Source organism: Paramicrobacterium fandaimingii (assembly GCF_011751745.2).
GTDB classification, from domain to species: domain Bacteria; phylum Actinomycetota; class Actinomycetes; order Actinomycetales; family Microbacteriaceae; genus Paramicrobacterium; species Paramicrobacterium fandaimingii.
Genome location: NZ_CP061170.1, coordinates 2,657,290 through 2,683,716, shown reverse-complemented (window position 1 = coordinate 2,683,716; position 26,427 = coordinate 2,657,290). Strand labels below are relative to the sequence as shown.

Below are 26,427 nucleotides of genomic sequence, written 5' to 3'. Positions count from 1 at the left end.
ACAACCGATACGAACCAGACATGAGGTGGTCTGACTAACAGAAGGAGCCTGACATGAGGCAGCGCGATGACATGACGTTCCCCTTTGACGAATACGAGCGCCGTCTCAGTGAGTTGCGCGCTCGCATGGCGGAGCGACTTCTCGATGCGGTGGTCATCAGTGACCCAGAGAATCTGATGTACCTGACCGACTATCAGACGACGGGGTATTCGTTCTTTCAGGCGCTTGTCGTGCCGCTCGATGCCGAGCCGTTCATGATCACGCGCAGCATGGAAGAATCCAACGTGCATGCGCGCACCTGGGTGGAGTTGACCAGACCGTATCCCGACACCGGCGACGCCATTCAGAGCCTCGTGCAGGCGCTGCGTGAGTTTGGGCTGCACACGAAAGACGTCGGGTACGAGCGGAACAGCTACTATTTTCCTGCGTACCATCAGGACTACATCCACTCGGCCATCACCGAGGGGCGCCTGCTCGACTGCTTCGGCATCGTCGAGCAGGGGCGCATCACCAAGTCTGCTGTCGAGATCGAGATCATGCGCAAAGCCGCGCATGCCACCGAGGTGGGAATGCAGGCGGGAATGGCTGCTGTCGCCGCCGGCGTGAGCGAGAACGACATCGCCGCTGAGATCAGCTCGGCAATGTTCCGCGCGGGCGGCGAGTTTCCTGCCGTGATGCCGTACGTCACCTCTGGCCCCCGCACCATGATCGGGCACGCGACGTGGGAGGGGCGCGTCGTGCAGCCGGGTGAGCATGTCTTTCTCGAGGTAGCGGGATGCTTCCGCCGCTACCACACGGCGATGATGCGCACCGTCGTTCTCGACGACCTGTCGAAGTCGATGTTCCGTGCGCAGGAGCGCATGAAGCTCGCGCTCTCTGAGGTGAAGTCGGCGATCCGCCCCGGGCTCACGGTGTCGGACGCAGATAACATCGTGCGCAGCATCATCACCGACAACGCGGTGGGCGGGCGGCTCATCACCCGCTCGGGCTACTCGATCGGCATCGCGTTTCCGCCCAGCTGGGACGAGGGCTACATCGCGAGCCTCAACCAGGGCGACCCGACGGTGCTGCGTGAGGGCATGACCTTCCACATCATCCCGTGGATGTGGGGCGTCGACGGCGACAAGACGGTGGGCATCTCCGACACCATTCGGGTGACCGACCGCGGCTGCGAATCGTTCTACACACTCGACGAGGACTTCGTCTGCAAACCGGGCGAATCGAGCGCGACGTCGGTGGACGATGCCGACGACGACGATTCCGCCCCGACACCCATCCGACCCGGCGTCGCGTAAAGGAGAAGAGATGCTTGTTGCCATCGATCCGAGAACAGGAAGCACAGTCCGAGAGGTTCCGGCCGCCGACGCCGACCAGAGAGACGGAATTCTCGCTGCGGCTGCCGACGCCCAGCCGGCCTGGCAGGCGCTGGGGTACGACGGCCGGGCTCAGGTGCTTCACGCGGTTGCCGCGCAGCTGCGTGAACATGTGAATGAGCTGGCCCCCCTCATGACTGAGGAGCTGGGCAAACCGATGAAGGAGGCGCTCGGCGAGGTGGAGAAGGCGGCGTGGTGCGCCGAGCATTACGCCGACAACGCCGAGAGCTATCTCGCTGCGGAGACGATTCACTCTGACGCCACGCACAGCTATGTGCAGCACCTGCCGCTCGGCACCGTTCTCGGCATCCTGCCTTGGAACGCGCCGTTCTGGCTCGCGCTGCGCTTTGCGGCACCCGCGCTCATGGCGGGCAACACGTGCATCATGAAACCAGACCCGCACCTGCCGGGGTGCGCCGAGGCGATCGAGAAGGTGTTCGCGCAGGCTGGGGCTCCGGCCGGGGTCTTCCAGTGCCTGCTCATCGAGACGCCAGACGTTGCCGACGTGATTCGCGACAGGCGCATCCACGCCGTGTCGTTCACCGGATCGGACAAGGGCGGTTCTGCCGTCGCGAGCGTTGCTGCGAGCGAGATCAAGCCCGCTGTGCTCGAGCTAGGCGGCTCGGACCCGAGCATCGTTCTCGCCGACGCCGACCTCGATGCGGCTGCTGACACCATCACCCTGTCGCGCATCATCAACGCGGGGCAGTCATGCATCGCCGCGAAGCGCATCATCATTGAGGATGCCGTCTACGACGAGTTCGTCGAGAAGCTGCGTGAGCGGCTTGCCGCATTGACGGTCGGTGATCCTCGCGAGATGAGTACGGACGTCGGACCGATCGCCCGTGATGATCTGCGGCAGAACCTGCACCGCCAGGTGACAGAGACCGTCGCGGCTGGCGCACGCCGTCTGCTGGGAGGCGAACTCCCCGAGGGCGACGGCTTCTTCTACCCCGTGACGCTGCTTGCCGACGTCACGAACGAGATGGTTGCCGGCTGCGAAGAGACGTTTGGGCCGATCATGGTGGTGATGAAGGCATCCGATGCCGAGCAGGCGCTCGCGATTGCGAACGACACCGACTACGGGCTCGCCGCCAGCGTATGGTCAACGCGTGAGCGCGGTGAAGCGCTGGCGCCGCGCATTCAGGCGGGCCAGGTGTCGGTGAACGGCATCGTGAAGACTGACCCGCGGCTGCCGAGCGGCGGGATCAAACGCTCGGGGTACGGGCGTGAGCTGGGGCCGCACGGCATCCATGAGTTCGTCAATGCACAGCAGGTGTGGGTGGGACCCAAGCAGGGCTGAGCTGTTGCCCCGCAGCTCGGGTCGATGAGCACTGCTGTTCGATGAGCACTGCTGTTCGACGAGCGTTGCATTTCGATTAGCGCTGCGGGGTCGGCATCCTCTACACTTGTCCGCGGTGACGTGTCCGAGCGGCCGAAGGTGCGACTCTCGAAAAGTCGTGTAGGGCAACCCCCTACCGTGGGTTCAAATCCCACCGTCACCGCCACCACGAAGGCCCTGACTCTCCAAGAAATTGCTGGGGAGCCGGGGCCGTCGCCATATCTCCGCGGACGCGTCCGACCTAGGCTTATAGGCCAGAACGTGTGGGCGGGATCACGCTAGCGCGGCACTGACCCAGTGCGCATAGGAATGCCAGGGGTCGCCTCCATCGGCGAGCCGCGCTGCATGCTCGAGCAGTCGGGGAGCCGCCGTAAACCACTCACCGCCTTCCCGCAGATCGGCGAACTGCTCGTGTCGGAGCCGCTCGAGCGTGCGTCCGCCATTCTCGAACGCGAGAACCTCGTCGTGCCACAGCGTGCTGAGGCGCTGACGGGGATTGTTCGATGTGCCGATCTTCACGCGATCGGCGAAGCGGATGTAATACACAACGTCCACGCGCGGTCGTGGCAGCTCGGGATCGGGAATGTCGCCACAGCGCCAGGAGCAGACGCCGCAGCGCCAGCCATCAGCAAGACGGATGCCGCGTCGCTCGCCGCAGAGCAGGCACGGCCCCGGCATCGCCCCGCTGAGAGTCATGTGGCAAGGCTACGTGGGGTGTCAGACATCGATCGGTCGCGGCGCCACGGTCTCAAAACCGTCAACTCGCGCTCGCTTCTTTTGCCCTACCTGCTGAGCATGATGGGCGCGATGCTCGTCGTGCAGCTCATGATCATGCTGACCGGCGGAGACATCAGCGTTCTGGCTGGAATAATGCTCACCCTTGTTGCAGCACTCGGCGCGGCGGCGTGGCTGTGGCGCTCGTATCGATCTCTGAAGCAGATCCGTTTCGGCGTTGCCATCGCTCATGCCATCACGTTCGCCGTGGTCACAACGTCGTTCAACGTGCACGCCGCCGTGCGCATGGTTGCCTTCAGCTCAAGCCCCGATGGTTTCGACGCGGCTGCTCGCAGCCTGCTCGCAACTCCGTGGTTTGGCGTGACTCTCGTGATGAGCGCGCTGTGGGGGCTCGGGCTGCTTGTTCACCTCATCGGTGCCGTGCTCGGTCGTGGCTGGGAAGACTGATCGTGGCGGCCGCTCATCCAACCGAAACTCACGAATGGTTGGACAGCCGGGTCGAGTCGTGGGTTGAGACGTACAAGAAAGCGATGCTCACGCCCGTGTTGCTGAGACTCGTGGCGATTCACACACCGGTCATGATCTCAGAGCTTTCTGGGCACATTGCCGAAGCCACGGGGTGGCGGCTCACAGAACGGGGTCTCTACCGAACGGTGAAACGCCTTCAAGATTCGGGGCTTCTGTCGAGTGAAGAGCTCGATGCACCGCGTACCGGAGCGAAGCGCAAAGTCCTTGTTCTGACAGCCCTCGGTTTCGGACTGTTGAGCGGCATCGACGCGAACCTCATCGATCTTCCTGGGCGGAACGCGCCGACTGCCTGAGCGACGACACCACGCGCCTGTGCCGTATGCGAAAACAGCGACAGGCGAAGAAGCAGTGTCGAGTGAAGGAATAGACTGCAATTTCGGCCGGAGGAGATACGCGTGAATATCAACGACGTCGACCCTCGCCTGCGCGAGGCCACGCGAAAGTCGACGACACTCAACCTCGAGAACCGGCTCATTCGCTCACTCGGCGGTGCCGCGTCGAAGCTCATCCCGGGAAAGCGTGTCGATGGCGTGGAACGTCGTCTCGTGCGAGAGGCCGATGTTCACCTCCGCGCCTACATTCCGAGCGCGCCGGCGGGCGGGGCTCTGCTGTGGATGCACGGAGGCGGCCTTCTTCTCGGCTCGGCGGCGTATGACGACGAGTACTGCAGTCAGATCGCTCGCGAGACCGATGCCGTCGTTGTCTCTGTCGACTACCGGCTTGCTCAGAGGCATCCATTCCCCGCCGCCCTCGACGACTGCGCCGCCGCATTCGCCTGGCTGCGGGCAAACGCGTCTGACCTCGGCGTCGACCTGGCTCGCGTCGTCGTCGGCGGGCAGAGCGCAGGAAGCGGGCTGGCGGCGTGCCTCGTTCAGCGGCTTTACGACGAGGGCGTTCAGCTCGCGGGGCAGTGGCTGTTCTGCCCGATGCTCGACGATCGCACGGCAGCGGACCGCTCGCGCGACGACGAGCACTACTTCATCTGGAACAACCGCGCGAATCTGGTGGGCTGGAGGTCGTACCTCGGCGACCGCGTCGGCGCGCGAGACCTGCCTGACTACGCGGCGGCGTCACGCCGCAGCGATCTCACGGGTCTTCCGCCGACGTGGCTCTATGTCTCGTCAATCGAGCTCTTTCACGACGAAGTCATCGACTACGCCCGGCGTCTGGACGCAGCGGGCGTTGATGTGACGGTGGATGTCGTGCCGGGGGCTCCCCACGGATTCGATTCGTGGATGTCGGAGAATCCGGTTGCGCAAGAGCTTCACGTGCGCGCCCGAGAATGGCTCGATCCACGGCTTTCCGCGCGCTAGGGCCGGGCGTTCACAGGCGGGACGCCCGTGACACCCTCGAACGTGGGGTTGAAAGATGCTCACATTCACGCCAATCTAAAACCGTGATGAGTTTGCCCCTTTCTTGTCACGCAGCGCGGCGTCTTGTGCGTCGTGAACGCGATGGCGGCAGTCCTGTGAGGCCACAACCCGATTCACAGCACTCTGCACACGCAGAGCTGCGCCCCTTCTCGTGAGTGCCTCGGGAAGGGGCGCAGCGTTGTCTGCGGCCCGCGTCTGGGGGCTCGTGTCTGCGGCTCGCGTCCGGCTCAGTGGCGCAGGTGCGAAAGCACGAGGCCGATCGGGATGCTGATGATCATGACGAGCAGCACGAAACGGAACACCCAGAGCGGCAGCGTCGCGCGGGTGCGGCCGCGTGTGCGCACGGCGAGGGCGAAAACGATGAGTGCGATCACGAGCACCGCTCCGCCGATGTCGACGATCGCGGGCTGGCTGACGAGCGTTCCGCCCAGCACGGCGAGGCTGCCCAGCACCCACGCGCCGATCTCGATCGCGATGGTGCGGCGAGTGGCCCGCTCGGTGAGCAGCGACTGCGTCACACCGAAGAAGATCAGCGCGATGCCGACGATGAGCACGAGGTAGGCCGATGCCCATGAACCATGTTCGAGCTTCAGCGGCGAGGTGATTGCGGCGACGAGCCCGCCCACGATGATCGCGGCAGTGCCCACCCATAAGAAGGGAATGCTGCTGCGACGAAGAGCCAGGATGCTGTCGCTGCGCTCCTGCGTCACGTCGCCCGCCCGCTATTCCGCGTCGGGGCGACGAACGATCTTGATGCGCCAGCGCTCGGGGCCCTCATCGAGATACGACGTTTCAAAGACGTCAGGATGCTTGCGCCCGAGCTGTGCAAGCAGCGGAAACGGGTTGTGGGTCGCCGAGATGATTATTCCTGAGCGAGGGGCGAGGCTCTCGAGCGCGCCGAAGATCGCCGCGTGACGCACAGCGTGGGGGATCGTCTGCACGTCGAGCTCGGGAAGCGCGTCATCCGGTTCGCCGCACGCGCATCCATCATCGTGAGAGTCCGGGCTGTGGGAATCCGTCGCGTTCAAAGAGATGGGCTGCTTCATACTCTCGAACGTAGCACTGAGGCTCGCGGGCGGCGGGCTCGGTTACCGTGATAAATCAGCTCACGCTGCTGATCAGCATCCGGAGTCGCCGTCCGCGCGAGCCCAGGCGATCGCGATGAGCTGGCGCAGCACCTGCTCGTCGATGTCGTCGAGGGACGTCACGTAGACGCATCCGGCTCCCTCGGTGTAGGTGCCGAGCGAGGGCAGAATCTCGGCGCCCTCGGGCAGGTCTTTCAGCCCATAGAGCGACAGCGATGCCTTGCGCGGCGAGAACCCGACTTTCGGCCAGTCGCCCGTCGTGCGGGCATTGGCAGGCGAGACATAGTGGTAGACGCCGTACCCCACGATCGACGGCCCCCACATCACCGGCTCTGCGCCGGTGACCTCGCGCATGATCGCGTCAAGCCGGTGCCCGTCTGTGCGGCGCCGCGCAGGAGTCGCGCTGTCGATGAACGCGGGCACCGACGCATCGGTCGGCTTGGTTTTCGGTTGGGCCATGCTTCAGGGTAGCCCGGCTGCTCAGGGAGAGGCCAGATCATAGACTGGCACTGTGACTGCATCTGCCACCCCTTCCGCCACCCAGCCCGCGTCGGGCTCCGCACCCTCGCTCGGCCTCCTTCTGGACGTCGACGGCCCGATCGCCAGCCCCGTGACCCGCTCGATCGCAATTCCGAGCATCGCGAGAGACCTCTCCGAACTCGCAAACGCCGGCGTGCCCATCGCGTTCAACACAGGCCGATCCGATGGGTTTCTGCGCGACCAGGTCGTGCCGCCGCTGCTCGACGCCGGGCTCACGGCAGATGCGCGACTCTGGGGAGTGTGTGAGAAGGGCGCCGTGTGGATGACGATCACTGCCGACGGAACGGGCGAGGTCACCGTCGACAGCGCGTTGACCGTGCCAGGTGTCGTCGCACGCGACGTTGAGATTCTCGTGACGCGCGACTACTCCGACCTGATGTTCTTCGACCACACCAAGCGCGCGATGGTCTCGATTGAGCAGAACACGTCGGTGTCGAACGAGACGTATCTCGCGCGCCAAGATGAGTTCGACGCGCAGATTGCCACAATTCTGAAGCGGCACGGCCTCGGCTTTGAGCGAAAGGGCGAGAAGACACCGGATGCCGCAGGGGCTGTCGATTTTCGCATCGACCCCACCATCATCTCCACCGACGTCGAGTCGGTGGGCGTGGGCAAAGATCTCGGGGCGAGCCGCGTGATCCAGTTTCTGAACAACGCCGACGCCGCGGTGCCGACGCGGTGGCGAACACTGGGTGACTCGCGCACCGACTATGCAATGGCCGACTGGCTGTACGAGAAGGGCTACGATGTCGCGCATGTCGATGTGCGGCCGAGCGACGGAATTCCGCAGAAGCCCTACCCGGTGCGGCACCATGACGCGCTCATTCACGATGAAGCGGGTGCCGAATACCTCGCGCGCTGGGTGCAGATGGTGCGCGGCGAGGCCTCAGACGACGCCGACGTTTAGCGGCCCCTTCGTTTCACTGTCGGCGTGCCGCGCGGCCAAGCAGCGTGTCGAGGTAGAGCTCGGCTACCGCCTTGCCGTCGACGGTCAGCGCCACGTCGCTGCGAGAGACCGGCGTCGCGAGATTGTGCTCTTCGGCCTCGCCCGCGCGACGTCGACGGTCGACCACCGTCTGACCGCGTGTGAAACCAGACGCCAGCTCCACCTCGACGGGGACGGTTTCGATGCCGAACAGCTCGGGCGCAACGAGGAAGCACGCGGTTCCCGCATCGCCGAGCTTTGCACCCGAGGCGATGTCCGCGGGCAGGTCTCCGAGGGTCTGCTGGTAGTCGAGCAGCGCAGCGGCCAACCGGGCGCGCGGTGACGCGGCATCCCTGAGCTCTGAGATCTGCTGCTCTGTGACGGCAACGCGGTTGAAGACATCGAGAGGGTAGAGCGTCGTCGGAATATCGGACGACAGAACGATCTGCGCTGCCTCCGGATCGTGCCAGACATTGAACTCGGCAACGGCACTTGCGTTGCCGCCGCTCGCCGAGCCGCCCATCACGACGATGCGGCCGATTGCGGCAGCCGTACGCGGGTGCAGGCGCAGAAAGAGGGCGATGTTCGTCATCGGGGCGAGACTGACAAGGGTGACCGGCTCGGCACTTGCCTCGATCTCGCGGCGAAGCAGCTCGACGGCGTGCAGGGTGTCCGCGCTGCGAGGAGACCGCGGCAACTTGAGGTTTCCGATGCCGCCCACGCCGTGATAGCTTCCCGCGTCGCGGGCGGGCTCGATCAGCGGCCGCTCGACGCCCGCCGCGACCGGAGCATTGCACTCGGCTGCAGCGAGAACGTCAAGCGTGTTCTGCGTTACGCGCTCAAGGCTTGCGTTGCCGGCGACGCAGGTGACGGCGCGCAGGTCGATACCGGGGTGCGTCGCGAGAAACAGGAGGGCAAGGGCATCATCGACGCCGGTGTCGACGTCGGCGATCACGGGGATGGGCATGATCTCCATTCTGCGGCATCCTCGCCTCTTGTCGTCATTCTCCGGAGCGCGCTCGCGCGATGGCGGCCACCGTCGCGAGAGCGGCGACGACGATTCCGTAGGCAGTCGAGACGATCGAGAGCGACGTCGCCGTTGCAAGCATCCCTGCTGCAACGGCCGGAAGCCCGAACGAGAGATACGAGACGACATAGACCGCAGCGAAGAGCCGTGCTCGCTTGTGCACCGGAGCCTTCGGGGCGAGGGAGCCGATGATCCCGTAGAAGCTCGAGCCGAAGCCGATGCCTGTGATCACCACGGCGACGACATAGCCGAGAACGGATCCAGCAGCCAGCATGGCGAGTGCGAGCGCTGTGCCGACCGCGAGCGAGATCGTGCCGACCAGCGAAACGGAACGCGGTGAGACGCGGCGAAGGATCACAACGGCAAGAACGCCTGACGCGGGGAGCATCGCGACGATCGCGCCCTCAAGCAGCGCATTGTCGCTGTGGAGGCGCTCGATGATGATGCTCGGCCCGAGCGAGAGGAACAGACCGCCCGTCGCCCATGTCGCCGCAAGCGCCGGCGCGCTGATGAGAAAAAGCCGACGCGCGGGCTGGGGAACCGAGACGCGGGGCAGAAGCGAGCGGAATGCGCCCGGTGTGCGCGCCGAGGTCTCAGGCAGAAGCCAGACGCCCGCGGCGACTGCCGCATAGATCACGGCGAGCGTCAGGAATGTGACGGGGAGAGCGGGCGTGACGAGCACGATGGCGATGCCGCCGATGAGGGAGCCGATGGCGAGGCCGGCGGTCGGGGTGGTTGCGTTGAGCAGCGAGCTGCGCCGCGCGTGCTCGGCTGGTGCGGAATCGATGAGCAGCGCCGAGAGAGCGGGAGTGAGCAGCCCGGTTGCCGCACCCTGAAGTGCTCGCGCGGCGAAGAGGGCCGGCGCAGAATCGATGAAGGCAACGGTGACGACGCTGAGGGCGAGGATGCCGAAGCCGATGCTCACGACAGGGCGGCGCCCGACATGGTCTGACAGTGCGCCGGTGATGAGGAGTGCGGCGAGAAGCGTGATGGCGTAGACGGCGAACACCAACGATATGCCGAGGGAGGAGATGCCGAGCTCGGACTCCAACGTCGGGTAGAAGGGCGTCAGCGCGCCGGACGACGCGAGCATCGCCCCCATGGACCCCGCGGCAAGAAGAAAGGCCGCACGTTTCCGCGGCGCCGAGGCGGCGCTCGCCGGAGGGAGGGGAAGAGCCCTTGTGGTCGTCATACACACTCCAATAGTTCCAAAAAAGTCGAACTGTTGGAGCGTACGCCCATCGTTAGGATAGTTCAAGTATTATCGAACCATGGCTTCGTCGACGGAACTCACGCATCCCGAACAGGGCGCTATTGTGCTCGAGGACGTGCTGTTCGCGCTGAGCGATCCGGTCAGGCTCGATCTTGTTCGTCAGCTCCGTGATGGACCAATGAAAGCCGCCAGCTGCACGGCACTCGATCCGAGCCTCCCGAAGTCGACGAGATCGCACACGCTCAAAGTGCTGCGGGAAGCCGGAGTGATCCACAACGCTCCCGAGGGGCGCAACCGGCGGCTGTCGCTTCGCCGTGACGACCTGGACGCTCGGTTTCCCGGCCTTCTTGACGCCGTGCTGTAAATAAGGATAGCCTTACCTCGCTTGGAGGGTCGATGGCTAATTGGCAACGAGGTGTGCTGCGCGCGATGCGCGTTGCCCATCACCCCGTGACGGTGACCGATGTCGCCGACGCGACTCCGTGGTATCGGCGCATCACCTTCTCGGCCCCCGACCTCGTTGCCGACCTCGACGTCTTTCCGACGGCCTGGCTGCGGCTGTGGGTTCCCAACCCGAAACGCGGCGCGACGCATCTGAGCCAGCGCGGCTACACCGTCGTGGCCGTTGACAAAGAGGCCGGAACGTTCGGCCTCGAATTCGTCATTCACGAGACACAGGGCCCGGCGGGAGACTGGGCGAGGGATGCCGCTATCGGCGACGAGAGGGAAGTCGCCCTCACTCCGGCCAGAATCGCACTTCCCGAGGGAACTCGCGAGATCGTGCTGGCGGGCGACATCACGGCTCTTCCCGCCATCAACAGCTGGATCGAACACCTCGGCTCATCGGTGCAGGCACGCGTGTTCATTGAGGACGAGCATGACAATGTCGACGGTCTCCCCACGACCGCACGCCCGGGCGACACATGGACATGGGTGCCGCGAGAGGGTGAGCGCGGCGTGGCGCTCGCTGCGCGGCTGCGAGACGACGTCGCGCCCTCTGCTCGTCAATACGCGTGGGCTGCGGGCGAGAAGACGCTCGTCAAGAACGTGCGCCACGTGATGAAGCACCACCTTGAGCTGGCCCGTGGCCAGCATTTCTCGCAGTTCTACTGGATCGAGGGGCACTCGCCGGCGTAGCCGCGGGGCTGCGCCGCTTCAGCCCAGAGTCGTCTCAGCCTGCGCCGCCTCAGCCCTGCGCCGCTTCAGCCCTGCGCCGCTTCAGCCCTGCGCCGCTTCAGCTTTGGCAGCGGGGGCACCAGAACGTCGTTCGTTCGCGGCCCGGCTCACCGAGCATCCGGTTCTCTATGAGCGATCCGCACCGCATGCATGGCCTGCCCGCTCGCCCGTAGACCCAACTCTGCCTTCCGCGACGGGTGTCGCCCGTTGTCGTGCGCACAACGCGGTCGCGGTTCGCCGTGATGAGACGGTGGGCAAGAGCGACGAGAGCGTCGGCGTCGGTATTGGCGACACGGGTGTCCGGGAGGATGCCGCGAAGAAAGCAGATCTCGTTGACGTACTCGTTTCCCAGCCCGGCAAGCGTGCGCTGATCGAGCAGCGCTGACGCGACGGCGCGTTCGGGCTGTGCTCGCAGCCGGTCTGCGGCCTCGGCGGCAGACCAATCGGGTGCGAGCAGATCGGGCCCGAGGTGGCCCACAACCGACTGCTCGTCTGCGCGGGGCAGCAGCTCGACGACAGCAAGATCGAACCCGACGGCAGAATGCTCGGCGGTCTCGATGATCGCTCGCGCGGTGTGCGCGGGTTTCCTCCAGCGCGCGCCCCTGGCGTAGATGTGCCAGTCGCCCTCCATGGCGAGGTGCGTGTGCAGCGTCAGATCACCGACACGAAGCAGAATGTGCTTGCCGCGGCTCACGACGTCGTCGATTGTACGACCCGCGAGGTCGCTCGTCGCATGCGCTGGCACCCGCAGCTCCCACCGCTCGATGACGTGACCGGCGAGCACCTGGTCAAGATGGCGGGCCGTGCGATAGACGGTGTCGCCCTCAGGCATGCTCGCGCGCAATCATGCTCACACCGCGCCCCTGCGCAGCCGCAGCCCGCGCGGCGTCTCGGTGAAGCCGGCCCGCCGCAGCGGATGCTCGAGCGGGCTGCCGTAGACGAACGCGCTGTTCACCGTCTCGACAGCCACCTTCTCGACATGGCCGTTGCGCACGAGACGCGAGACGGATGCCGCGGCGGCGTCGAGCCGTTGCTCATCGCTCGTGAACGCCAGCCACGTTTTGCCTCCGCGCTCGAGGTAGCAGGTGAGCTCGCCGTCGACCAGCACGACGATGCCGCCGGCTTTGCGCCCGGGGCGGTGGCGGGTTCCGGTCACGTCTGCGCTCGGCCAGGGAAGAGCCGCTCCGTACGGGTTTGCCGGGTCTGTTGCCGCGAGAGCAACTGCGTCACGCGGGCGCTTGTCGTCGGTGAAGACATGGCTGCGCAAGCGGTCGATCGTGCCTGACGTGGAGAACTGCGCGGCACCGAGCCCCTCGATGACGTAGCCGCGCCGCGCCCGGCCCTTTTCTTCGAAGCCCGACAGTACGCGGTAGGCAAGGGCGAAACCGCCCGGGTAATCCTCGGCCATCACCGAACCGCGTGTGACGACGCCGTAGCGGTCGAGCAGTGTCTCGCCGGATGCGGCCGCGCGCACGGTGGCGTCTTGCTCCGCGAGCGGAAGAAGCGACCATCTGCCTCCGAGGCGTGGCACCCCCGAGCCGCTTGGCCGAGCGTAGCCACGTCGACCATACAGCCGCGAGCGCGGTGTGGTGCGACGAGTCTTGTGCGCACCGGTCCCGCTCACCAGCATCCGCAGTGGCGTAAATGTGTCGTTGGTCACGAGACCAGCCCACACGAGGCTCCAGAGTGCTTTCGTGAGCGCGTCGTCGTCTGAGCACCCGGTCGCCTGTCCCAGTTGCGCGAAGAAATACGCGCCGCCGCTCGAGAGAGCAACGAGGATCTCGTTTTCGAGGGCGCCCATCGAGATGTCATCCGCCAGCGCGAGCGTCAACGGCGCGGCATCCGCCATGTGCAGCCCGACCCAGCCGTCGCGCCCGGTTATCGACCCTCTGCCCGACCAGATCACCTCACCGGATGCCGTCAGCTCATCGAGCATCGCGGGAGAATAGTCGCTGACTCGCTGGGGCAGAATGAGGGTCTCCCAGGCCGACGCGGGAAGGTGGCATCCCTCTAGCTGCTCGATCACCGCCGCAACGCCATCGACGCCGCGCAGGGTTCCGCCCACGTGCTGCCACGCGGGGAGAAAACGCGCGAAAGTCGCCGTGTCGACCGGTTCAACCTCGTGACGGAGTGCGGCGAGCGAACGTAGGCGCAGGCGGCGCAACACCTCTTTGTCGCACCATTCGGCGGTGTCGATGGGGCTGCCCTTGGCCTCGCCTGACGGCAGAAACTCGCCGCGCACGACGCGGCCGCCGTCGGCGAGGCGACCAAGCACCTGTGACACGACGGCAGAGCCGAGCCCCAGCCGCTCCGCCACCTCGCCCGTTCGAATCGGGCCATGCGTGCGCGCGTATCGGGCGACGAGGTCGCCGACAGGGTCGGGCACGGGCTCGATGAATGCCGCGGGCACGCCGAGCGGCAGCGGAACGCCGAGAGCATCGCGCACGCGTGGGGCATCTTCGATGGCGATCACACGTTCGACGCCAGCGACCGGAACCCGCAGTGCCCGCTTGGCGGCGACGAGGTCATCGAGAAGTGCGCTGGCCTCCTCACGAGTGGCATGCGGCGTGTCCGCCGGCGTAACTTCAGCATCAGAATCAGCAGCAGACACATCGTGCTCACCGGCATCGGGAGTTGTCGTCTTCGCCGCCCGCTCGTCAGGGTGCGCTGGCTGCAGCCGCGCGGCGACGTCGTCGGCATCGAGCGGTCCGAGCATGCGCAGGAGGTCAGCGACGCCCTCAACGCCTTTCATGCGCCTGTTCGCGGTGAGTCGCTGTAGCTCGCGCTCGGTCTGGGCGATGATGCTCGGGTCGAGAAGCTCACGAAGCTCGACCTGGCCGAGAAGCTCAGAGAGCATGCTGGGGTCGAGGGCGAGTGCGGCGGCCTTGCGCTCGGCGAGCGGAGAATCGCCCTCGTACATGAACGCGCCGACATATCCGAACAGCAGCGACTTGGCATACGGCGACGGCTCGTCCGTCGTGGTGTCAACAAGGCGAATCTTTCGGCTTGCGATGCGCCGGGCCAGATCGAGCAATGCCGGCACGTCGTAGACGTCTTGCAGGCACTCGCGCACGGTCTCGAGCAGAATCGGAAACTGCGGAAACTGGCTCGCCACCTGCAGCAGCTGCGCCGAACGCTGCCGCTGCTGCCAGAGCGGGGAGCGCTTGCCCGGCTTGTAGTTGGGCAGCAGAAGCGCACGGGCGGCGCACTCGCGAAAGCGCGAGGCGAACAGCGCAGAACCGCCGACCTCGCTTGCCACGATGGCGTCGAGTTCGTCGGCCTCGAACACGAAGAGCTCGGCGCCGGGCGGATCGTCTGTCGTGTCGGGAATGCGCACGATAATTCCGTCGTCGCTCGCGATGCTCGTGCCGTCGACGCCGAGTCTCTCGTGCACCCGCGCATTCACGGCAAGTGCCCACGGCGCGTGCACGCGCATGCCGAATGGGGAATGCAGAATGACGCGCCAGTCGCCCAGTTCATCGCGTGAGCGCTCGACGACGAGCGTGCGGTCAGTGGGCAGGTGCCCCGTCGCTTCTCGCTGTTCGCGAATATACGCACGAAGATTCCGGATGCTGCGCTCGTCGAGCCCCGCGGAGGTCAGCCTCTCGTCGGCATCCGTGTCGCCCGCTTTGTCGATCTCTCGCGTGAAGCGACCGAGTGCTTCGCCCAGTTCGAACGGGCGGCCGAGAGCATCCCCCGTCCAAAACGGAAGCCGCCCAGGCTGGCCGTATTCAGGGGTGACGAGCACCCGGTCGAAGGTGATCTCCTGAATGCGCCAGCTCGTGGTGCCGAGGGCGAACACGTCTCCAACCCGCGACTCGTAGACCATCTCTTCGTCAAGCTCGCCCACGCGCGTGCCCTTTGCGCCGTCTTCGCCGCCGACCATGTACACGGCGAACATTCCGCGGTCGGGGATGGTTCCGCCGCTGGTGACGGCGAGGCGCTGCGCACCGGGGCGGCCTTCGATGGTGCCAGCGTCGCGGTCCCAGATGATGCGTGGGCGCAGCTCTGCGAACTCGTCGGATGGGTAGCGTCCGGCAAGCAGGTCGAGTGTCGCTTCGTAGGCGGAACGGGGGAGCGCCGAGAAGGGGGCGGTGCGGCGCAGCTGGTCGAACCACTGCTCGACGTCGACAGTGTCGAGGGCGACGGCGGCGACGGTCTGCTGCGCGAGGATGTCGAGCGGGTTGGTGGGCACGGTCATTGATTCAATGGCGCCCTGAAGCATCCGCTCGCTCGTCACGGCGGTGTTCACGAGATCGGCGCGGTGCTTGGGAAAGAGCACACCATGTGAGATCTCGCCCACGTGGTGCCCAGCCCGACCCACGCGCTGCAGTGCGCTGGCGACGGAAGGCGGTGCCTCGACCTGGATGACCAGGTCGACTTCGCCCATGTCAATGCCGAGTTCAAGGCTCGACGTGGCAACGACGCAGCGCAGGTGCCCGGTCTTGAGGTCGTCTTCGATCTGGGCGCGCTGCTCTTTCGACACCGAGCCGTGGTGGGCGCGGGCAAGGAGGTTCGTGTCGTCGTGCACGCCGTTCGTCTGACCGCTGCCGCCCATCATCGCCGCGGGTGCGCGCGTGGGTGCAGCGACGCTGGATGCCGTCGGATCTGCGGGCCAGCCTTCGGGCAACGGGCCGCCAACGAGCACGGCCTCGTCGAGTCGAGCCTCGTGAATCTCGTTGAGCCGTGCGGTGAGACGTTCGGCGAGGCGCCGAGAATTCGCGAAGACGATCGTCGACGTGTGGGCGAGGATGCGGTCGACGATGGCTTCTTCGACGTGCGGCCAGATGGAGCCGCCACGTTCCCCATCTGCGCGCACCGGGCCGGCGGCCGAACCGCCTGTTGATGCGCTGCCTGGGAAGTCGCGTGAGGGCCCTCGCGCAGGGCCTCCAGCAGTCCCACCCGAATTCGGCTTCTCGGTCGCCACCGGCTGCCCGACAGACAGGTCGGTCATATCCTCGACGGGCACGACGACCTCAAGCTCGAAGGTCTTCTCTGCTTTGGGCGCGACGATCTCGACGGGGGAGGTGCCCCCGAGGAAGCGGGCGATCTCTTCGCGGGGTCGAACTGTCGCCGACAACCCGATGCGCTGGGCGGGCTTGTCGAGCACGGCATCGAGGCGTTCGAGAGAGACGGCCAAGTGGGCGCCCCGCTTGGTGGCGGCGACGGCGTGCACCTCGTCGACGATGACGGTGTCGACGCTTGTCAGGGTCTCGCGCGCCTGCGAGGTGAGCATGAGGTAGAGAGACTCGGGGGTCGTGATCAGAATGTCGGGCGGATTCTTCAGTAGGGCACGGCGGTCTTTGGCCGGGGTGTCACCCGAGCGGACTCCGACTGTCACTTCCGGGGGTTCGACGCCAAGTCGTTTCGCTGTCTGCGTGATGCCAACGAGAGGCGCGCGCAGGTTGCGCTCGACGTCGACGCCGAGTGCTTTGAGCGGTGAGATATACAGCACGCGTGTGCCGCGGCGAGGCTTCTCGATCGTCGCGGGTGTGTGCGTAGCAGCATCCATGAGCCTGTCGATCGACCAGAGAAACGCAGAGAGGGTCTTTCCCGACCCTGTTGGGGCGACGACGAGCGTGTGCCTGCCATGGGAAATGGCGTTCCACGCGCCCTCCTGGGCGCGGGTGGGAGCGGCAAAAGCCCCCGAGAACCATTCGCGAGTCGCGGGAGAAAAACGATCGAGCACGCTGCCCATTGCTTCAGCTAATCACACGCCGCTGACACGCGACTTGCACACGCGAACCCGCATTCTGGAGAAAACCCGCACAATGCATTCGTTGCAGGCATAATGCATGTTGATTATGCTGTAAGCATGTCAAGTCTGCAGATTAGAAATGTTCCGGATGAGACGGTCCGTTCGCTCAAAATACGAGCTGCCGCAGCGGGAATGAGCTTGTCGGAGTTCGCGTTGTCGGCGCTCACCGCGACTGTAGCCCGGCCAAGCCTTGAGGAGCTGAGCGAACGCATTCGCGTGCGAGGTGCTGTCGAGCCGAAGACGCGTGCATCAGATATCGTAAACGACGCCCGACGCGATGGCGCAGAATAGTGCTCGTCGTCGACGCTTCAGTTCTCGCGGAGTATCTCATCGGCTCGGCACTCGGGCTTCGCGCACGCGAGCGGATGTCTTCCCATGCGGACTCATTGCTGGTGCCTCATCTGGCGATTGCTGAGACGGTATCTGTATTTCGGTCGTGGGTGGCGCGTGGGGAGCTTATGGAAGTCCGCGCCCTCGGAGCTCTTGAAGATCTACGGGACTTTCCCGCGCAGCGGTACCCGACGGAGCCACTTCTCCCGCGCATCTGGAAATTGCGCCACAACCTGTCCTCCTATGACGCTCACTATGTTGCACTTGCAGAAGCGCTGGATGTCCCGCTTCTCACCGCTGATGCGCGAATCTCACGAGCGAGCGGGCACTCGGCCGATATTCAACTCTTATCGTGACGCGCGGGTATTGCGTAGGTCAGTCCACATGGGTGAGCAACCTACACGAATGTTACGGGCGGCTGTGCGCATGGCCATGCGCGCAGATGCGGTCGCACAGTTCGTCGTAGTCGATGCCGACGGCCGCAGCTGACTGCGGCAAGAGACTCGTCGCGGTCATGCCGGGAAGACTGTTCGCCTCGATGACCCACAGCTCGCCGTTGGCGTCGAGTCTGAAGTCGGTGCGGCTGTACGACTCGAGGCGCAGAGCGTGGTGTGTGGCGAGAGCGATGTCACGCGCGGCGTTTGCAAGACGAAGAGGAAGGTCGGCTGGGAAGATCTCGCGTACGGCGTCTGCCTGGTACTTGTCTGCGTAGGTGAACGCCTCATTGGGATCGATTATGATCTCTCCGACGGCGAGGGCTTTGTCATCGAGAACGCCGACGGTGAGCTCGCGACCCCGAATGAACGCCTCGATCATGACGGGACCGAAGGTGGATGCTGTCGCGATGGCGTCATCAAGATGGCGAGGTTCGCGCACGATAGACAGTCCAACTGTGGAGCCCTGGGCGACAGGTTTGACGATCACCGGAAAACCGAGCGTTGTGTTGACATCGTCTGCACTCGCGGGTGCCATGAGCCAGCCTGGAGTGCCGATTCCGGCGGCGCGAAGCAGCGACTTGCTGATGTCCTTGTCCATGGCAAGACCGCTTCCCAGTGGACCAGAACCCGTGTACGAGATTCCGGCGAGATCGAGGAGGGCTTGGAGCCGTCCGTCTTCCCCTGTGCCCCCGTGCAGTGCAATGAAGACCACGTCGACGTCAGCGACATCCGAGGGCAGGCGAAGCGCATCGTCTTGCCGGCCGGCGATGGCCAACTCACTGCCGGTCGGCGGCTCATCGCCAACAGTCGCTGTCAGCTGCGCCGCTTCATCAGCGGGTGTGATCGCGCCGAACGCAGTATCGACCACGATCACGTCGTGTCCTCGACGTCGAAGGGCGGGGACGATCTGTGCGGCACTTGCGATCGACACGTCTCGTTCTTCGCTTGCTCCTCCGTAGAGCACTGCAACTCGCATCCCAGCACTGTAACAGCGCTTTCGGGGTGCCTATAGATGTTTCACCGTCGCACGTGATCAGCTTCGGATCGATTCACGAATGCTCAGACGGGGAAGTGTGTCAGCGGCTCAGCGTTTCACTGACATAACGCCTCACTGACCCACCGAGCGTACGTATGCCAAGGATCGACGCCGTGGGCGATATCCGCAGCATGTTCCAGTAGTCGCGGATGGGCGGTGAACCATTCGCCGCCTTCACGTAAGTCAGCGAACTGAATGTGCCGAGCTCGTTCGAGCTTTCGTCCGCCCCGTTCGAATGCGAGGAGGTCGTGGTGCCACAGTGCTGAGAGTCGTCCTTTCGGGTTTCCCGTTGTGCCGATCTTCACGCGCTCATTCCAGCGAATGTAATAGACGACGTCCACCCGGGGCCGCGGAAGCTCAGTGTCGGGCACATCACCGACACGCCAGTCGCAGACGCGACAATGCCAACCGTCGGCACGCCTGACTCCATCTGTTGAACCGCAGAGGAGGCACGCGCCCGGCATCGTTCCGGAGGTGGACATGGAGAAACCCTACGTCGAACCTCAGACTGCGCCGAAACGTGACAGCACGTTGAAGAGCGCGGTCGACCTTCCGTGTCTGCACCAGACGGGATGCCCGTTGTCTGGGGGCTTGCGAATCCGAAGATCGGGAACGCGAAGCCGCGTAAGTGATGCTCGACTACGGCCAGCGCAGTACATCCTGTCAGGTGACGCGGACGAGAGAGCGCTGCCACCCCGAAGAGCCGTTCGGCGCGATCGGTGCGCGCTCCTCGATCTGCAGGTCACCGTTCTTGTTGACCGCGCGGACGGCGACGTAGTGCGACCCGGGAGTCGCGTCCCACTCCATGAGCCACTGCACCCAGGTGTCTTCGTTGATGGGAGTCGACAACGTGGCAGGGATCCACTCTCCATTGTCGATGCTCACCTCCACACGCTCGATACCCACTGTCTGAGCCCATGCGACTCCGGCTATCGGGATGCGACCCGCTGAAACCGCCTCGCCGATCTTCGGAGTATCGACTCGAGACGAGAACTTGATTGGCGCCTTGGCGCTGTATCCGCGCGGCGTCCAGTACGCCTCGTCGTCGGCGAATGTCGTAATTGTGAGCTCTGTGAGCCACTTGGTCGCCGAAACGTAGCCGTACAGACCGGGCACGACCATCCGCACAGGGAAGCCGTGTTCCAGCGGCAGCGGCTCGCCGTTCATAGCGACCGCGAGAATGGCGTCGAGCCCGTCGTCGGTCAGAGCCGACAGGGGAGTGCTTGCGGTATATCCGTCGACGCTGCGTGACAGAACCATGTCGGCGCCGGACGTCGGTCCTGCCTTGCGCAGCACATCGCGCAACGGCACGCCGAGCCACATCGCATTGCCCGCGAGCTCGCCACCGACTTCGTTCGATACGCACGTCAGCGTGATCGCGTACTCGTCGAGCCCCATGTCGAGGATGTCTTGAAAGCTCAGCTCGACACGTTGATCGACCATGCCGTCGATCACGAGGCGCCAGGACTCGGGGTCGATCGTGGGCACGGTGAGTGCGGTATCGACGCGGTAGAAGTCCTCGTTTGGTGTGAAGAGCGAACTCAGCCCGGGAATGTTGAGATCTGCACCAGCTGGCACGGTCACGCTCGTGCGCGGGGACGGGAGCTTGAGGGCGCTGCGGATCGACTCTACCGATGCCGCTGCCATACTCACGGTGCGTGCGGTGATGCCGACGACGATCGCGGAGGCGCCTGCGATAGCCGCCATCATAAAGAATCGCCGTCTGTCGAGCCTGGTCGGCGACGTCTCGGAGGCGGCGGGCTCGATGTCTGTCGTTCTCGCATCACTGGCCGCTCCGTCCTCGAGATTCCGTTTGAGGGCGGTCGATGCTCGCCACGCTTGCAGCCGCCGGCTGAGGAGCGCGAGCAGGAAGGATCCGACGATCGTGCCAAGGAGAGGCGGGAGAAAGGCAAGCGGCGTCGCGCCGGCGCGGGTCAGGATCGCCGCGGTCGAGAGGATGCCCGCGACGACCAGCGCGACGACTCCGAGGGGAGGACGCACCAGCTGCACGATTCCCGCGATCGCCGAGGCGATGAGCACGGCCAGAGCAAGCCCTGCGAGCAAGGCAATCTTGTCGTACTCGCCGAAGGTGGCGATCGCGAACTCCTTGAAGGGTTGCGGCACGATGTCGATCACGAACCCACCTACCGCGAGGATGGGGCTGGCTGCGCGCGCGAAGAGCAGCGCAAACAGCTCTGCGGTGGCGAGGAAAACCGCGCCGCCGATCACGCCCGAGAGCGCCGCCCATACGATGAATCGCTTACCACTTCTGCGCTTGGTCATGGTCTCCTCCAACTTCACCTGCGACGGTGTGCTCTCGAGGTATTCGGAGACAGCGCGCAATCGGATGTGATCAATGCGCGAGACGCCCCACTCAGGGAGGTACGCCTCGTCACGTCGCGACGTGCGAGCCGGTCAGTGCGTTCGCTGATCAGGGTGTTGAAGAGGTTGTCGTGACGGTTTGTGTACGTGCGCTGACGAGCTCGGTCCGTGCGTCATTGACAATGCGTTAGGAGGCCAAGCGTCTACGCTGCTCGCGCTCAGGAATCCCGGCATCACCGAGTATCTTGAGACACGGCGTCGAGGCGCTCGAGTGAGACGGCCAACTGGGAGGGCGCGCCGGTCTTTGGCAGGAGTGTCACCCGAACGGACTCCGACCGAAACTTCTGGCGGCTCGACTCATCGTGGGGCGAGATCGCGCCAGATGCAGTGTCGACCGCTACGACGTCGCGAAGGAAATCGAGGCCACCGGGATGGGGGCGCGGCTCAGACCGCTTCGACGCAGTCGAAGCGCTGTGTGTTGGCTCTGCTCCAGGCCTGCCGGTTCTTGTCGATACGTCGCGATCGGAACCAGCTGTGCGCGTTAACTCAGGTGCACGAACCCGGCCTCAGAATCGCCGAGATCAGAACGGAGGGTTGTCGGGAAAATGCTTCCTTTCCGGAGCGGCAGGAACGGTTGCCTGCTCCGATTCTTCGAATTTCACGATTCGTTTGAAGCCGGGTTCACCGTTGGGGCGAACCATGTACTGGCGTCCCAGCGGAGACGTCCACACGATCGTGCCGTCATCGGCACGGTTCACCTGCCATGTTGACTCGTGTTTCAACTGGTGATGCGCTGGGCAGAGGGCCTGCAGGTTGTCGTTGCTGGTGTGACCGCCGTATTGCCAATCCTTCCGGTGATCAATATCGCACTGCGATGCGGGCCGGTTGCAGCCGGCGAATCCGCAGGTCTCGTCTCGGATCTCGACAAGCCGACGCAGATCGGCGGGCACCGCATAGCTATCGCGCCCGACAGAGAGCACGGTGCCGGTCTCGGGGTGGGTGAGCAGCCGGGTAAAACTCGGTGCATCGGCGGCCAACTCGCGGGCGGTGTCGGCATCGATCGGACCATACCCGTCAAGTGTGCCGGTTTCGTTCGAGCGCCCGAGCAACGTCATCACTGGCACCGTCACATGCACCGTCGGCCGAATCGTCGCCGCCCGAATCTCTTCACGCGATGACACGTCAACGGTGAAGCCGGTCATCGTAGCGTCGAGAACGGCATCTGCGGTGATCTGTGACACCGTGCGATCATCGCCAGCCGCTTTCAGCGACCGTGCCGTGTTGCGGGCTGCTGCCTCGATTCCCTTGATCTTCTCAATCGGGCCGATCACCGACAGGCACCCCATGCCGTCCGGAAGCGGTGCCACTTCGATATGACGGTTCTCCATCGCCCGATGCTTGCGTTCGGCTGCGGAATCTGGATTCAACCGCTCACGAATCGCAGCGGCAGCAGAGCGGAACTGCGGAGGCGTCGTCGATAGTGCCGTCTGAATGGCTGTGGACTCGAACTCGCGCTTCTGCTGAGCATCAAGCCCTTCAGCTTGCGAGACCATGATCTCTGCGTGCTGCACCGAGATCTGCCCGTCGTGCAACGCCGACAGCGTCTCGGGCAACTCGGTGACCAGAGTCTCACTGGTCTGCACCATCGACGCGACCTTCCGCTCCGACAGGTGAAGAGCGAGAGCAAGCTCGGAGATCAGAGCACGCCGCGTCCACTCCTCACGCGACGCCAGCGACGCCGTCTCGTCGCGAACAAACACGCGATCATTGCGCAACGCGAACTGCACAGTTCGACTCACCAACATGAAAACCCGCGCCTGCATGCTCGAAAGCAGCTCCTGCTGCTCCGCAACACTGTCAACCATCACCGACAACAGATCAGCAGACGCCCCAGCCGAACCAGGAGACGGATCATCACCACCCGGCGGCTTCACAAACTCATTGAAATCAACCATGTACGAAGTACATCACGAACCACCGACATTCCTGTCGAACATATGTACGGCGGAAAGATCGCATCTGCGTAGCCGCACGGCTCCGGCGTGTGCTCGGGGTCCGTGTCTCGGGGTCCGTGTCTCGGGGTCCGTGTCTCGGGTTCCGTGTGCTCGGGTTTAGGGCTCAGGTTTAGCGCCGGCGCTCGATGCCAAGCTCGTTCATGAGCGTCAGGATGCGCGAGCGGATCTCGTCACGGATCGGTCGCACCGCATCGATGCCCTGCCCCGCCGGATCGTCCAGCTGCCAGTCTTCGTAGCGTTTGCCAGGGAAGACAGGGCAGGCGTCGCCGCAGCCCATCGTGACGACAGCATCCGCTTCTTTCACAGCATCCGTTGTGAGCACCGTGGGGGTCTCGGCCGTGATATCGATGCCAACCTCGGCCATCGCCTCGACGGCGGTCGGGTTGATCTGGTCTGCGGGCATCGACCCCGCCGAGCGCACCTCAACGGCGTTGCCGCCGAAAGCGGAGAGAAAGCCTGCGGCCATCTGCGAGCGCCCGGCATTGTGCACGCAGACAAAAAGAACGACGGGAGGATGGGATGGCGATGGCGATGCGGAGGTCATCATGAGCGCTGGTCAGAGGTTGCGCTCGATGAAGGCTCGGGCGTCGGCGACGCCCTGCGGATTGATGCCGTGCCCGAGGCCCTCGTAAATACGCCCCGAAAGTGTGGAATGCGCGGGAAGCCAATCGGTGGTGCGCACAATCGCCGAATCGGCGATGACCTCGTCGATCGTTCCGCGCCCCCAGAACACCGGCGGTTTGCTCTCTGCGAGCTCGACATCGCCGGGCTCATCGCCCGGCGTCACGAACCCCGACATGACGAGGCCGTACCCGAAGCGCTTCGGGTCGCGCCGCAGAAGCTGCAGCACCATTGCGCCGCCCTGCGAAAACCCGAGAAGCCCAACGGACGTCGGCTTCACGGTGAGACTGTCGAGCCACGCGATGACAGCATCCGCCGAGTCGTTCACTTCGTCTCGACGGGGGCCACCTTCGGCTTTTGCCGTGAACCACGACCAGCCATCGAGAGGCCACGGTGCGGCATGCGGCGCGCGCAGCGCAGCGATCACGGGCTCAAGCGGAAGGGAAGGTGCGAGACCGAAGAGGTCGCCCTCGTGTGACCCGTATCCGTGCATCAGCACAAGGAGCGGCCGGCCCTCCCGGTCGGCCTCAGATGCCGACCAGATGACGGCGTCTGGGTCGATCACTGTGCTTGTCGGCTCACTGCTCATCGCTGAAAAACCTCCCATGGTCGCTGTGAAAACCAGCTTACCGGCGCGCTCCGACACCGCCGAGGCTCGACCTTGCAACAATGGAGCATGGCCGTTCGCACTCCAGACCCCGATCAGCCCGACGAGCCGGATGAGCCGCGCGGCACTCCGGCGCCCGGCTGGCTCACTGACATCGAGCTCGAGCAGATTCGGCATCGCCTACCGCTTCTTTACGTTGAAGCGGTGCCCGCTCGCGTCGACGGCATGGGCGTCGTCACCGAAGTCGGCGTTCTGCTGCGTGCCACGGCGACCGGTCAGATGACGCGCACACTCGTCTCCGGACGCGTCATGTACGGCGAGACGCTGCGCGACGCCCTGTTCCGACACCTCGAGAAAGATCTCGGACCCATGGCATTTCCGCTGCTTCCCGCATCGCCGACGCCGTTCACCATTGCCGAGTACTTTCCCATGCCCGGGCTTTCACCGTTCAGTGACGAACGGCAGCACGCCGTCTCGCTTGCCTATGTCGTTCCGGTCACGGGGACGTGCGAACCCAGACAGGATGCGCTCGAGCTCACGTGGATGCCGCCGGAGGAGGCGCAGTCTGAAGCCGTTGCCGCCGAGATGGAGGGCGGGCGCGGCACTCTGCTGCGCATGGCGCTCGCGAGCGTCGGCCGTCTTAACTGAGCGGCGGGTCAGCGCTCTTCTCTACACTTGACACTGTGATGTCTGCCGTTCGTCGACCCGCTCGCGCCGCTTCCGCGTCGACGCGACGCGACGGCCGGCGCGGCATCAATGTTGAGGTCGAAGCGCTCCTCGCCGGGGTGAGTGCTGCCCTCATCGCCGGGGCTTTCGCGTTCATCGTCTTCGGCGGCATGTCTGTGCCGATCTGGACGGATTGGGAGTGGGGCCGCTGGTCGATCGGCATGGTCTCCGTGAGCGCCGTCGTCGTGCTCGGAACCCTAGCCGCGGGGGTGGGCTACTGGCGCTCGCGCCGACTTGACGGCCAGGAGTGGCGTCTCGAGCTGCCGTCATGGAAGTTTCTGCTCGATGCCGTTGTCGTCGCAATCGTGCACACGGCACTCGGCGCGCTCGCGACCGCTGTTCTCCTTTTCGTCGTGCAGCTTGCGTTTCGGCGTCTCACCATCGACCCGGTGAGCGCGTCGATCGGCTGCGCCGTCGTCACAGGGCTTGCGGCGTACATGCTCTATCTCGCCGTGTCGCGACTCAACACCGTGAGCCTGTCGCAGCGCATGTTTCTCTTCGTCGGTGTCGGCCTGCTCACAGCCATGGCAACGTCGACGGACCCCGTCTGGTGGCGGTATCAGATCAGCGCACTTGGCGCGTATGGCAACCGCCCGAGCATCAGCTTCAACGCGATTCTCGTCGTCGCCGGCATTCTCGTCACCACGTTCGCGCTCTACGTCGATCGCGACATCCGCAACCTGCACTCGGCCCGCGTGATTCGCTACCGCCGGGCGGCGCCCCTCGTATCGGTATTGTTCATCGCCATGGGCGTGGCTCTCGCGGGCATCGGCCTTGTGCCTGTCAACGTGAGCGTCCCTGTGCACAACGTCTTCGCCGTCGGCCTTTCGGCGATCTTCGGCCTGCTCATGCTCGTGTCACCCATCGCCTTGCGGGGAATGCCGCTGCCGTTCTTTCTGGCGACGCTCGGAAGCCTCATTCTGCTCATCGGGGCGACGTGGCTGTTCTACGGCCCAGGTATTCTGCCGCTCACGAACTACGAACTCATCGCCTTCGGGGTGCTGTTCGCGTGGATCACGATGTTCGTTCGCTTTCTCGCCGCAATGCTGGCCGCGAGACGTGCTGAGGCTGTGCCTGTTGAGAATGCCGTGCCTGTCGAGAATGCCGTGCCTGTCGAGAATGCCGCGCCGGTGAATGACTCAGTGCAGACTCCGGATGCTGTCGCCGAAGCCGAGCAGACGTTCATGCCGCTGCCCGACGACGTTCCGGCACGGCCGCCTCTTCCGAACCCCGACGACACGGGCTTGCGCCGCTGACG

General features: G+C 64.9%; 26 protein-coding genes and 1 tRNA gene. 13 read left to right on the top strand and 14 right to left on the bottom strand.

Annotated elements, in window-relative coordinates:
• Positions 1–53 precede the first annotated feature (53 nt).
• From doeA to HCR84_RS12945, 3 genes are all read left to right on the top strand, one after another.
• Positions 54–1,295 carry an ectoine hydrolase gene (doeA, locus tag HCR84_RS12955; protein WP_166980391.1) on the top strand — a complete coding sequence of 414 codons (1,242 nt, stop codon included), beginning with the start codon at positions 54–56 and terminating at the stop codon, positions 1,293–1,295.
• A gap of 10 nt (positions 1,296–1,305) precedes the next feature.
• Positions 1,306–2,676 (top strand): NAD-dependent succinate-semialdehyde dehydrogenase, encoded by a 1,371-nt coding sequence (locus tag HCR84_RS12950; protein ID WP_166980393.1) that lies wholly within the window; start codon positions 1,306–1,308, stop codon positions 2,674–2,676.
• A 114-nt stretch (positions 2,677–2,790) separates the two neighbouring features.
• Positions 2,791–2,881 (top strand) — tRNA-Ser (locus HCR84_RS12945).
• Between the two features lie 107 nt (positions 2,882–2,988).
• On the opposite strand, the gene HCR84_RS12940 is transcribed toward HCR84_RS12945, so the two are convergent.
• Positions 2,989–3,411, bottom strand: a complete 423-nt coding sequence (locus tag HCR84_RS12940) for a GIY-YIG nuclease family protein (protein WP_244972483.1) — start codon at positions 3,409–3,411, stop codon at positions 2,989–2,991.
• 18 nt (positions 3,412–3,429) lie between these two features.
• Here HCR84_RS12940 and HCR84_RS12935 point away from each other — a divergent pair, with 18 nt between their 5' ends.
• The 3 genes from HCR84_RS12935 to HCR84_RS12925 all read left to right on the top strand — a co-directional run bounded on the left by HCR84_RS12935 (position 3,430) and on the right by HCR84_RS12925 (position 5,291).
• Positions 3,430–3,897 carry a hypothetical protein gene (locus HCR84_RS12935; protein WP_166980395.1) on the top strand — a complete coding sequence of 156 codons (468 nt, stop codon included), beginning with the start codon at positions 3,430–3,432 and terminating at the stop codon, positions 3,895–3,897.
• A 131-nt stretch (positions 3,898–4,028) separates the two neighbouring features.
• On the top strand, positions 4,029–4,271 hold the full coding sequence (locus tag HCR84_RS12930) for a helix-turn-helix transcriptional regulator (RefSeq protein WP_166980398.1): 243 nt from the start codon (positions 4,029–4,031) through the stop codon (positions 4,269–4,271).
• Positions 4,272–4,373: 102 nt separating this feature from the next.
• The gene (locus tag HCR84_RS12925; protein ID WP_218043576.1) at positions 4,374–5,291 is read left to right on the top strand and encodes an alpha/beta hydrolase; all 918 of its coding nucleotides are present in this window, start codon (positions 4,374–4,376) and stop codon (positions 5,289–5,291) included.
• A 287-nt stretch (positions 5,292–5,578) separates the two neighbouring features.
• Here HCR84_RS12925 and HCR84_RS12920 read toward each other — a convergent pair whose 3' ends face one another.
• The 3 genes from HCR84_RS12920 to HCR84_RS12910 all read right to left on the bottom strand — a co-directional run bounded on the left by HCR84_RS12920 (position 5,579) and on the right by HCR84_RS12910 (position 6,895).
• Positions 5,579–6,061, bottom strand: a complete 483-nt coding sequence (locus HCR84_RS12920; RefSeq protein WP_166980400.1) for a hypothetical protein — start codon at positions 6,059–6,061, stop codon at positions 5,579–5,581.
• Positions 6,062–6,073: 12 nt separating this feature from the next.
• On the bottom strand, positions 6,074–6,397 hold the full coding sequence (locus tag HCR84_RS12915) for a DUF2249 domain-containing protein (protein WP_166980402.1): 324 nt from the start codon (positions 6,395–6,397) through the stop codon (positions 6,074–6,076).
• Between the two features lie 72 nt (positions 6,398–6,469).
• A complete protein-coding gene (locus HCR84_RS12910; RefSeq protein ID WP_166980404.1) occupies positions 6,470–6,895 on the bottom strand; it encodes a DUF1801 domain-containing protein in 426 nt (141 codons plus the stop codon).
• Between the two features lie 52 nt (positions 6,896–6,947).
• Here HCR84_RS12910 and HCR84_RS12905 point away from each other — a divergent pair, with 52 nt between their 5' ends.
• On the top strand, positions 6,948–7,883 hold the full coding sequence (locus tag HCR84_RS12905; RefSeq protein WP_166980406.1) for a hypothetical protein: 936 nt from the start codon (positions 6,948–6,950) through the stop codon (positions 7,881–7,883).
• A gap of 13 nt (positions 7,884–7,896) precedes the next feature.
• On the opposite strand, the gene HCR84_RS12900 is transcribed toward HCR84_RS12905, so the two are convergent.
• Positions 7,897–8,868 (bottom strand): nucleoside hydrolase, encoded by a 972-nt coding sequence (locus HCR84_RS12900; RefSeq protein WP_244972482.1) that lies wholly within the window; start codon positions 8,866–8,868, stop codon positions 7,897–7,899.
• 34 nt (positions 8,869–8,902) lie between these two features.
• The gene (locus tag HCR84_RS12895) at positions 8,903–10,120 is read right to left on the bottom strand and encodes an MFS transporter (RefSeq protein WP_166980410.1); all 1,218 of its coding nucleotides are present in this window, start codon (positions 10,118–10,120) and stop codon (positions 8,903–8,905) included.
• Between the two features lie 79 nt (positions 10,121–10,199).
• Between HCR84_RS12895 and HCR84_RS12890 the strand changes: the two genes are divergently transcribed.
• Entirely contained in the window at positions 10,200–10,505 is a 306-nt protein-coding gene (locus HCR84_RS12890) for an ArsR/SmtB family transcription factor (RefSeq protein ID WP_166980412.1), read from the top strand.
• A gap of 32 nt (positions 10,506–10,537) precedes the next feature.
• Entirely contained in the window at positions 10,538–11,278 is a 741-nt protein-coding gene (locus tag HCR84_RS12885) for a siderophore-interacting protein (protein ID WP_166980413.1), read from the top strand.
• Between the two features lie 97 nt (positions 11,279–11,375).
• Here HCR84_RS12885 and HCR84_RS12880 read toward each other — a convergent pair whose 3' ends face one another.
• Entirely contained in the window at positions 11,376–12,149 is a 774-nt protein-coding gene (locus HCR84_RS12880) for a DNA-formamidopyrimidine glycosylase family protein (RefSeq protein ID WP_166980415.1), read from the bottom strand.
• A gap of 18 nt (positions 12,150–12,167) precedes the next feature.
• Positions 12,168–17,015, bottom strand: a complete 4,848-nt coding sequence (locus HCR84_RS12875) for an Lhr family ATP-dependent helicase (protein WP_166980418.1) — start codon at positions 17,013–17,015, stop codon at positions 12,168–12,170.
• Between the two features lie 117 nt (positions 17,016–17,132).
• Here HCR84_RS12875 and HCR84_RS12870 point away from each other — a divergent pair, with 117 nt between their 5' ends.
• Both HCR84_RS12870 and HCR84_RS12865 read left to right on the top strand, forming a co-directional pair.
• On the top strand, positions 17,133–17,366 hold the full coding sequence (locus HCR84_RS12870; protein ID WP_166980420.1) for a FitA-like ribbon-helix-helix domain-containing protein: 234 nt from the start codon (positions 17,133–17,135) through the stop codon (positions 17,364–17,366).
• A complete protein-coding gene (locus HCR84_RS12865) occupies positions 17,366–17,761 on the top strand; it encodes a type II toxin-antitoxin system VapC family toxin (RefSeq protein ID WP_195706644.1) in 396 nt (131 codons plus the stop codon). Before HCR84_RS12870 ends, HCR84_RS12865 begins: the two co-directional genes overlap by 1 nt.
• 52 nt (positions 17,762–17,813) lie before the next feature.
• On the opposite strand, the gene HCR84_RS12860 is transcribed toward HCR84_RS12865, so the two are convergent.
• From HCR84_RS12860 to HCR84_RS12835, 6 genes are all read right to left on the bottom strand, one after another.
• Positions 17,814–18,818, bottom strand: a complete 1,005-nt coding sequence (locus HCR84_RS12860; RefSeq protein ID WP_166980422.1) for a D-alanine--D-alanine ligase family protein — start codon at positions 18,816–18,818, stop codon at positions 17,814–17,816.
• A 116-nt stretch (positions 18,819–18,934) separates the two neighbouring features.
• Positions 18,935–19,360: a GIY-YIG nuclease family protein gene (locus HCR84_RS12855; RefSeq protein WP_244972481.1), complete on the bottom strand. Its 426-nt coding sequence runs from the start codon at positions 19,358–19,360 to the stop codon at positions 18,935–18,937.
• Between the two features lie 181 nt (positions 19,361–19,541).
• Entirely contained in the window at positions 19,542–21,161 is a 1,620-nt protein-coding gene (locus HCR84_RS12850) for a molybdopterin-dependent oxidoreductase (RefSeq protein ID WP_166980424.1), read from the bottom strand.
• Between the two features lie 620 nt (positions 21,162–21,781).
• Positions 21,782–23,155: an HNH endonuclease signature motif containing protein gene (locus tag HCR84_RS12845; protein WP_166980426.1), complete on the bottom strand. Its 1,374-nt coding sequence runs from the start codon at positions 23,153–23,155 to the stop codon at positions 21,782–21,784.
• 169 nt (positions 23,156–23,324) lie between these two features.
• On the bottom strand, positions 23,325–23,762 hold the full coding sequence (locus tag HCR84_RS12840) for an arsenate reductase ArsC (RefSeq protein WP_434063541.1): 438 nt from the start codon (positions 23,760–23,762) through the stop codon (positions 23,325–23,327).
• A gap of 9 nt (positions 23,763–23,771) precedes the next feature.
• Positions 23,772–24,425 carry an alpha/beta hydrolase gene (locus HCR84_RS12835; RefSeq protein WP_166980428.1) on the bottom strand — a complete coding sequence of 218 codons (654 nt, stop codon included), beginning with the start codon at positions 24,423–24,425 and terminating at the stop codon, positions 23,772–23,774.
• Between the two features lie 87 nt (positions 24,426–24,512).
• Between HCR84_RS12835 and HCR84_RS12830 the strand changes: the two genes are divergently transcribed.
• Positions 24,513–25,091, top strand: a complete 579-nt coding sequence (locus HCR84_RS12830) for an NUDIX hydrolase family protein (RefSeq protein ID WP_166980430.1) — start codon at positions 24,513–24,515, stop codon at positions 25,089–25,091.
• A 38-nt stretch (positions 25,092–25,129) separates the two neighbouring features.
• Entirely contained in the window at positions 25,130–26,425 is a 1,296-nt protein-coding gene (locus HCR84_RS12825) for a DUF998 domain-containing protein (RefSeq protein ID WP_244972614.1), read from the top strand.
• Positions 26,426–26,427 lie beyond the last annotated feature (2 nt).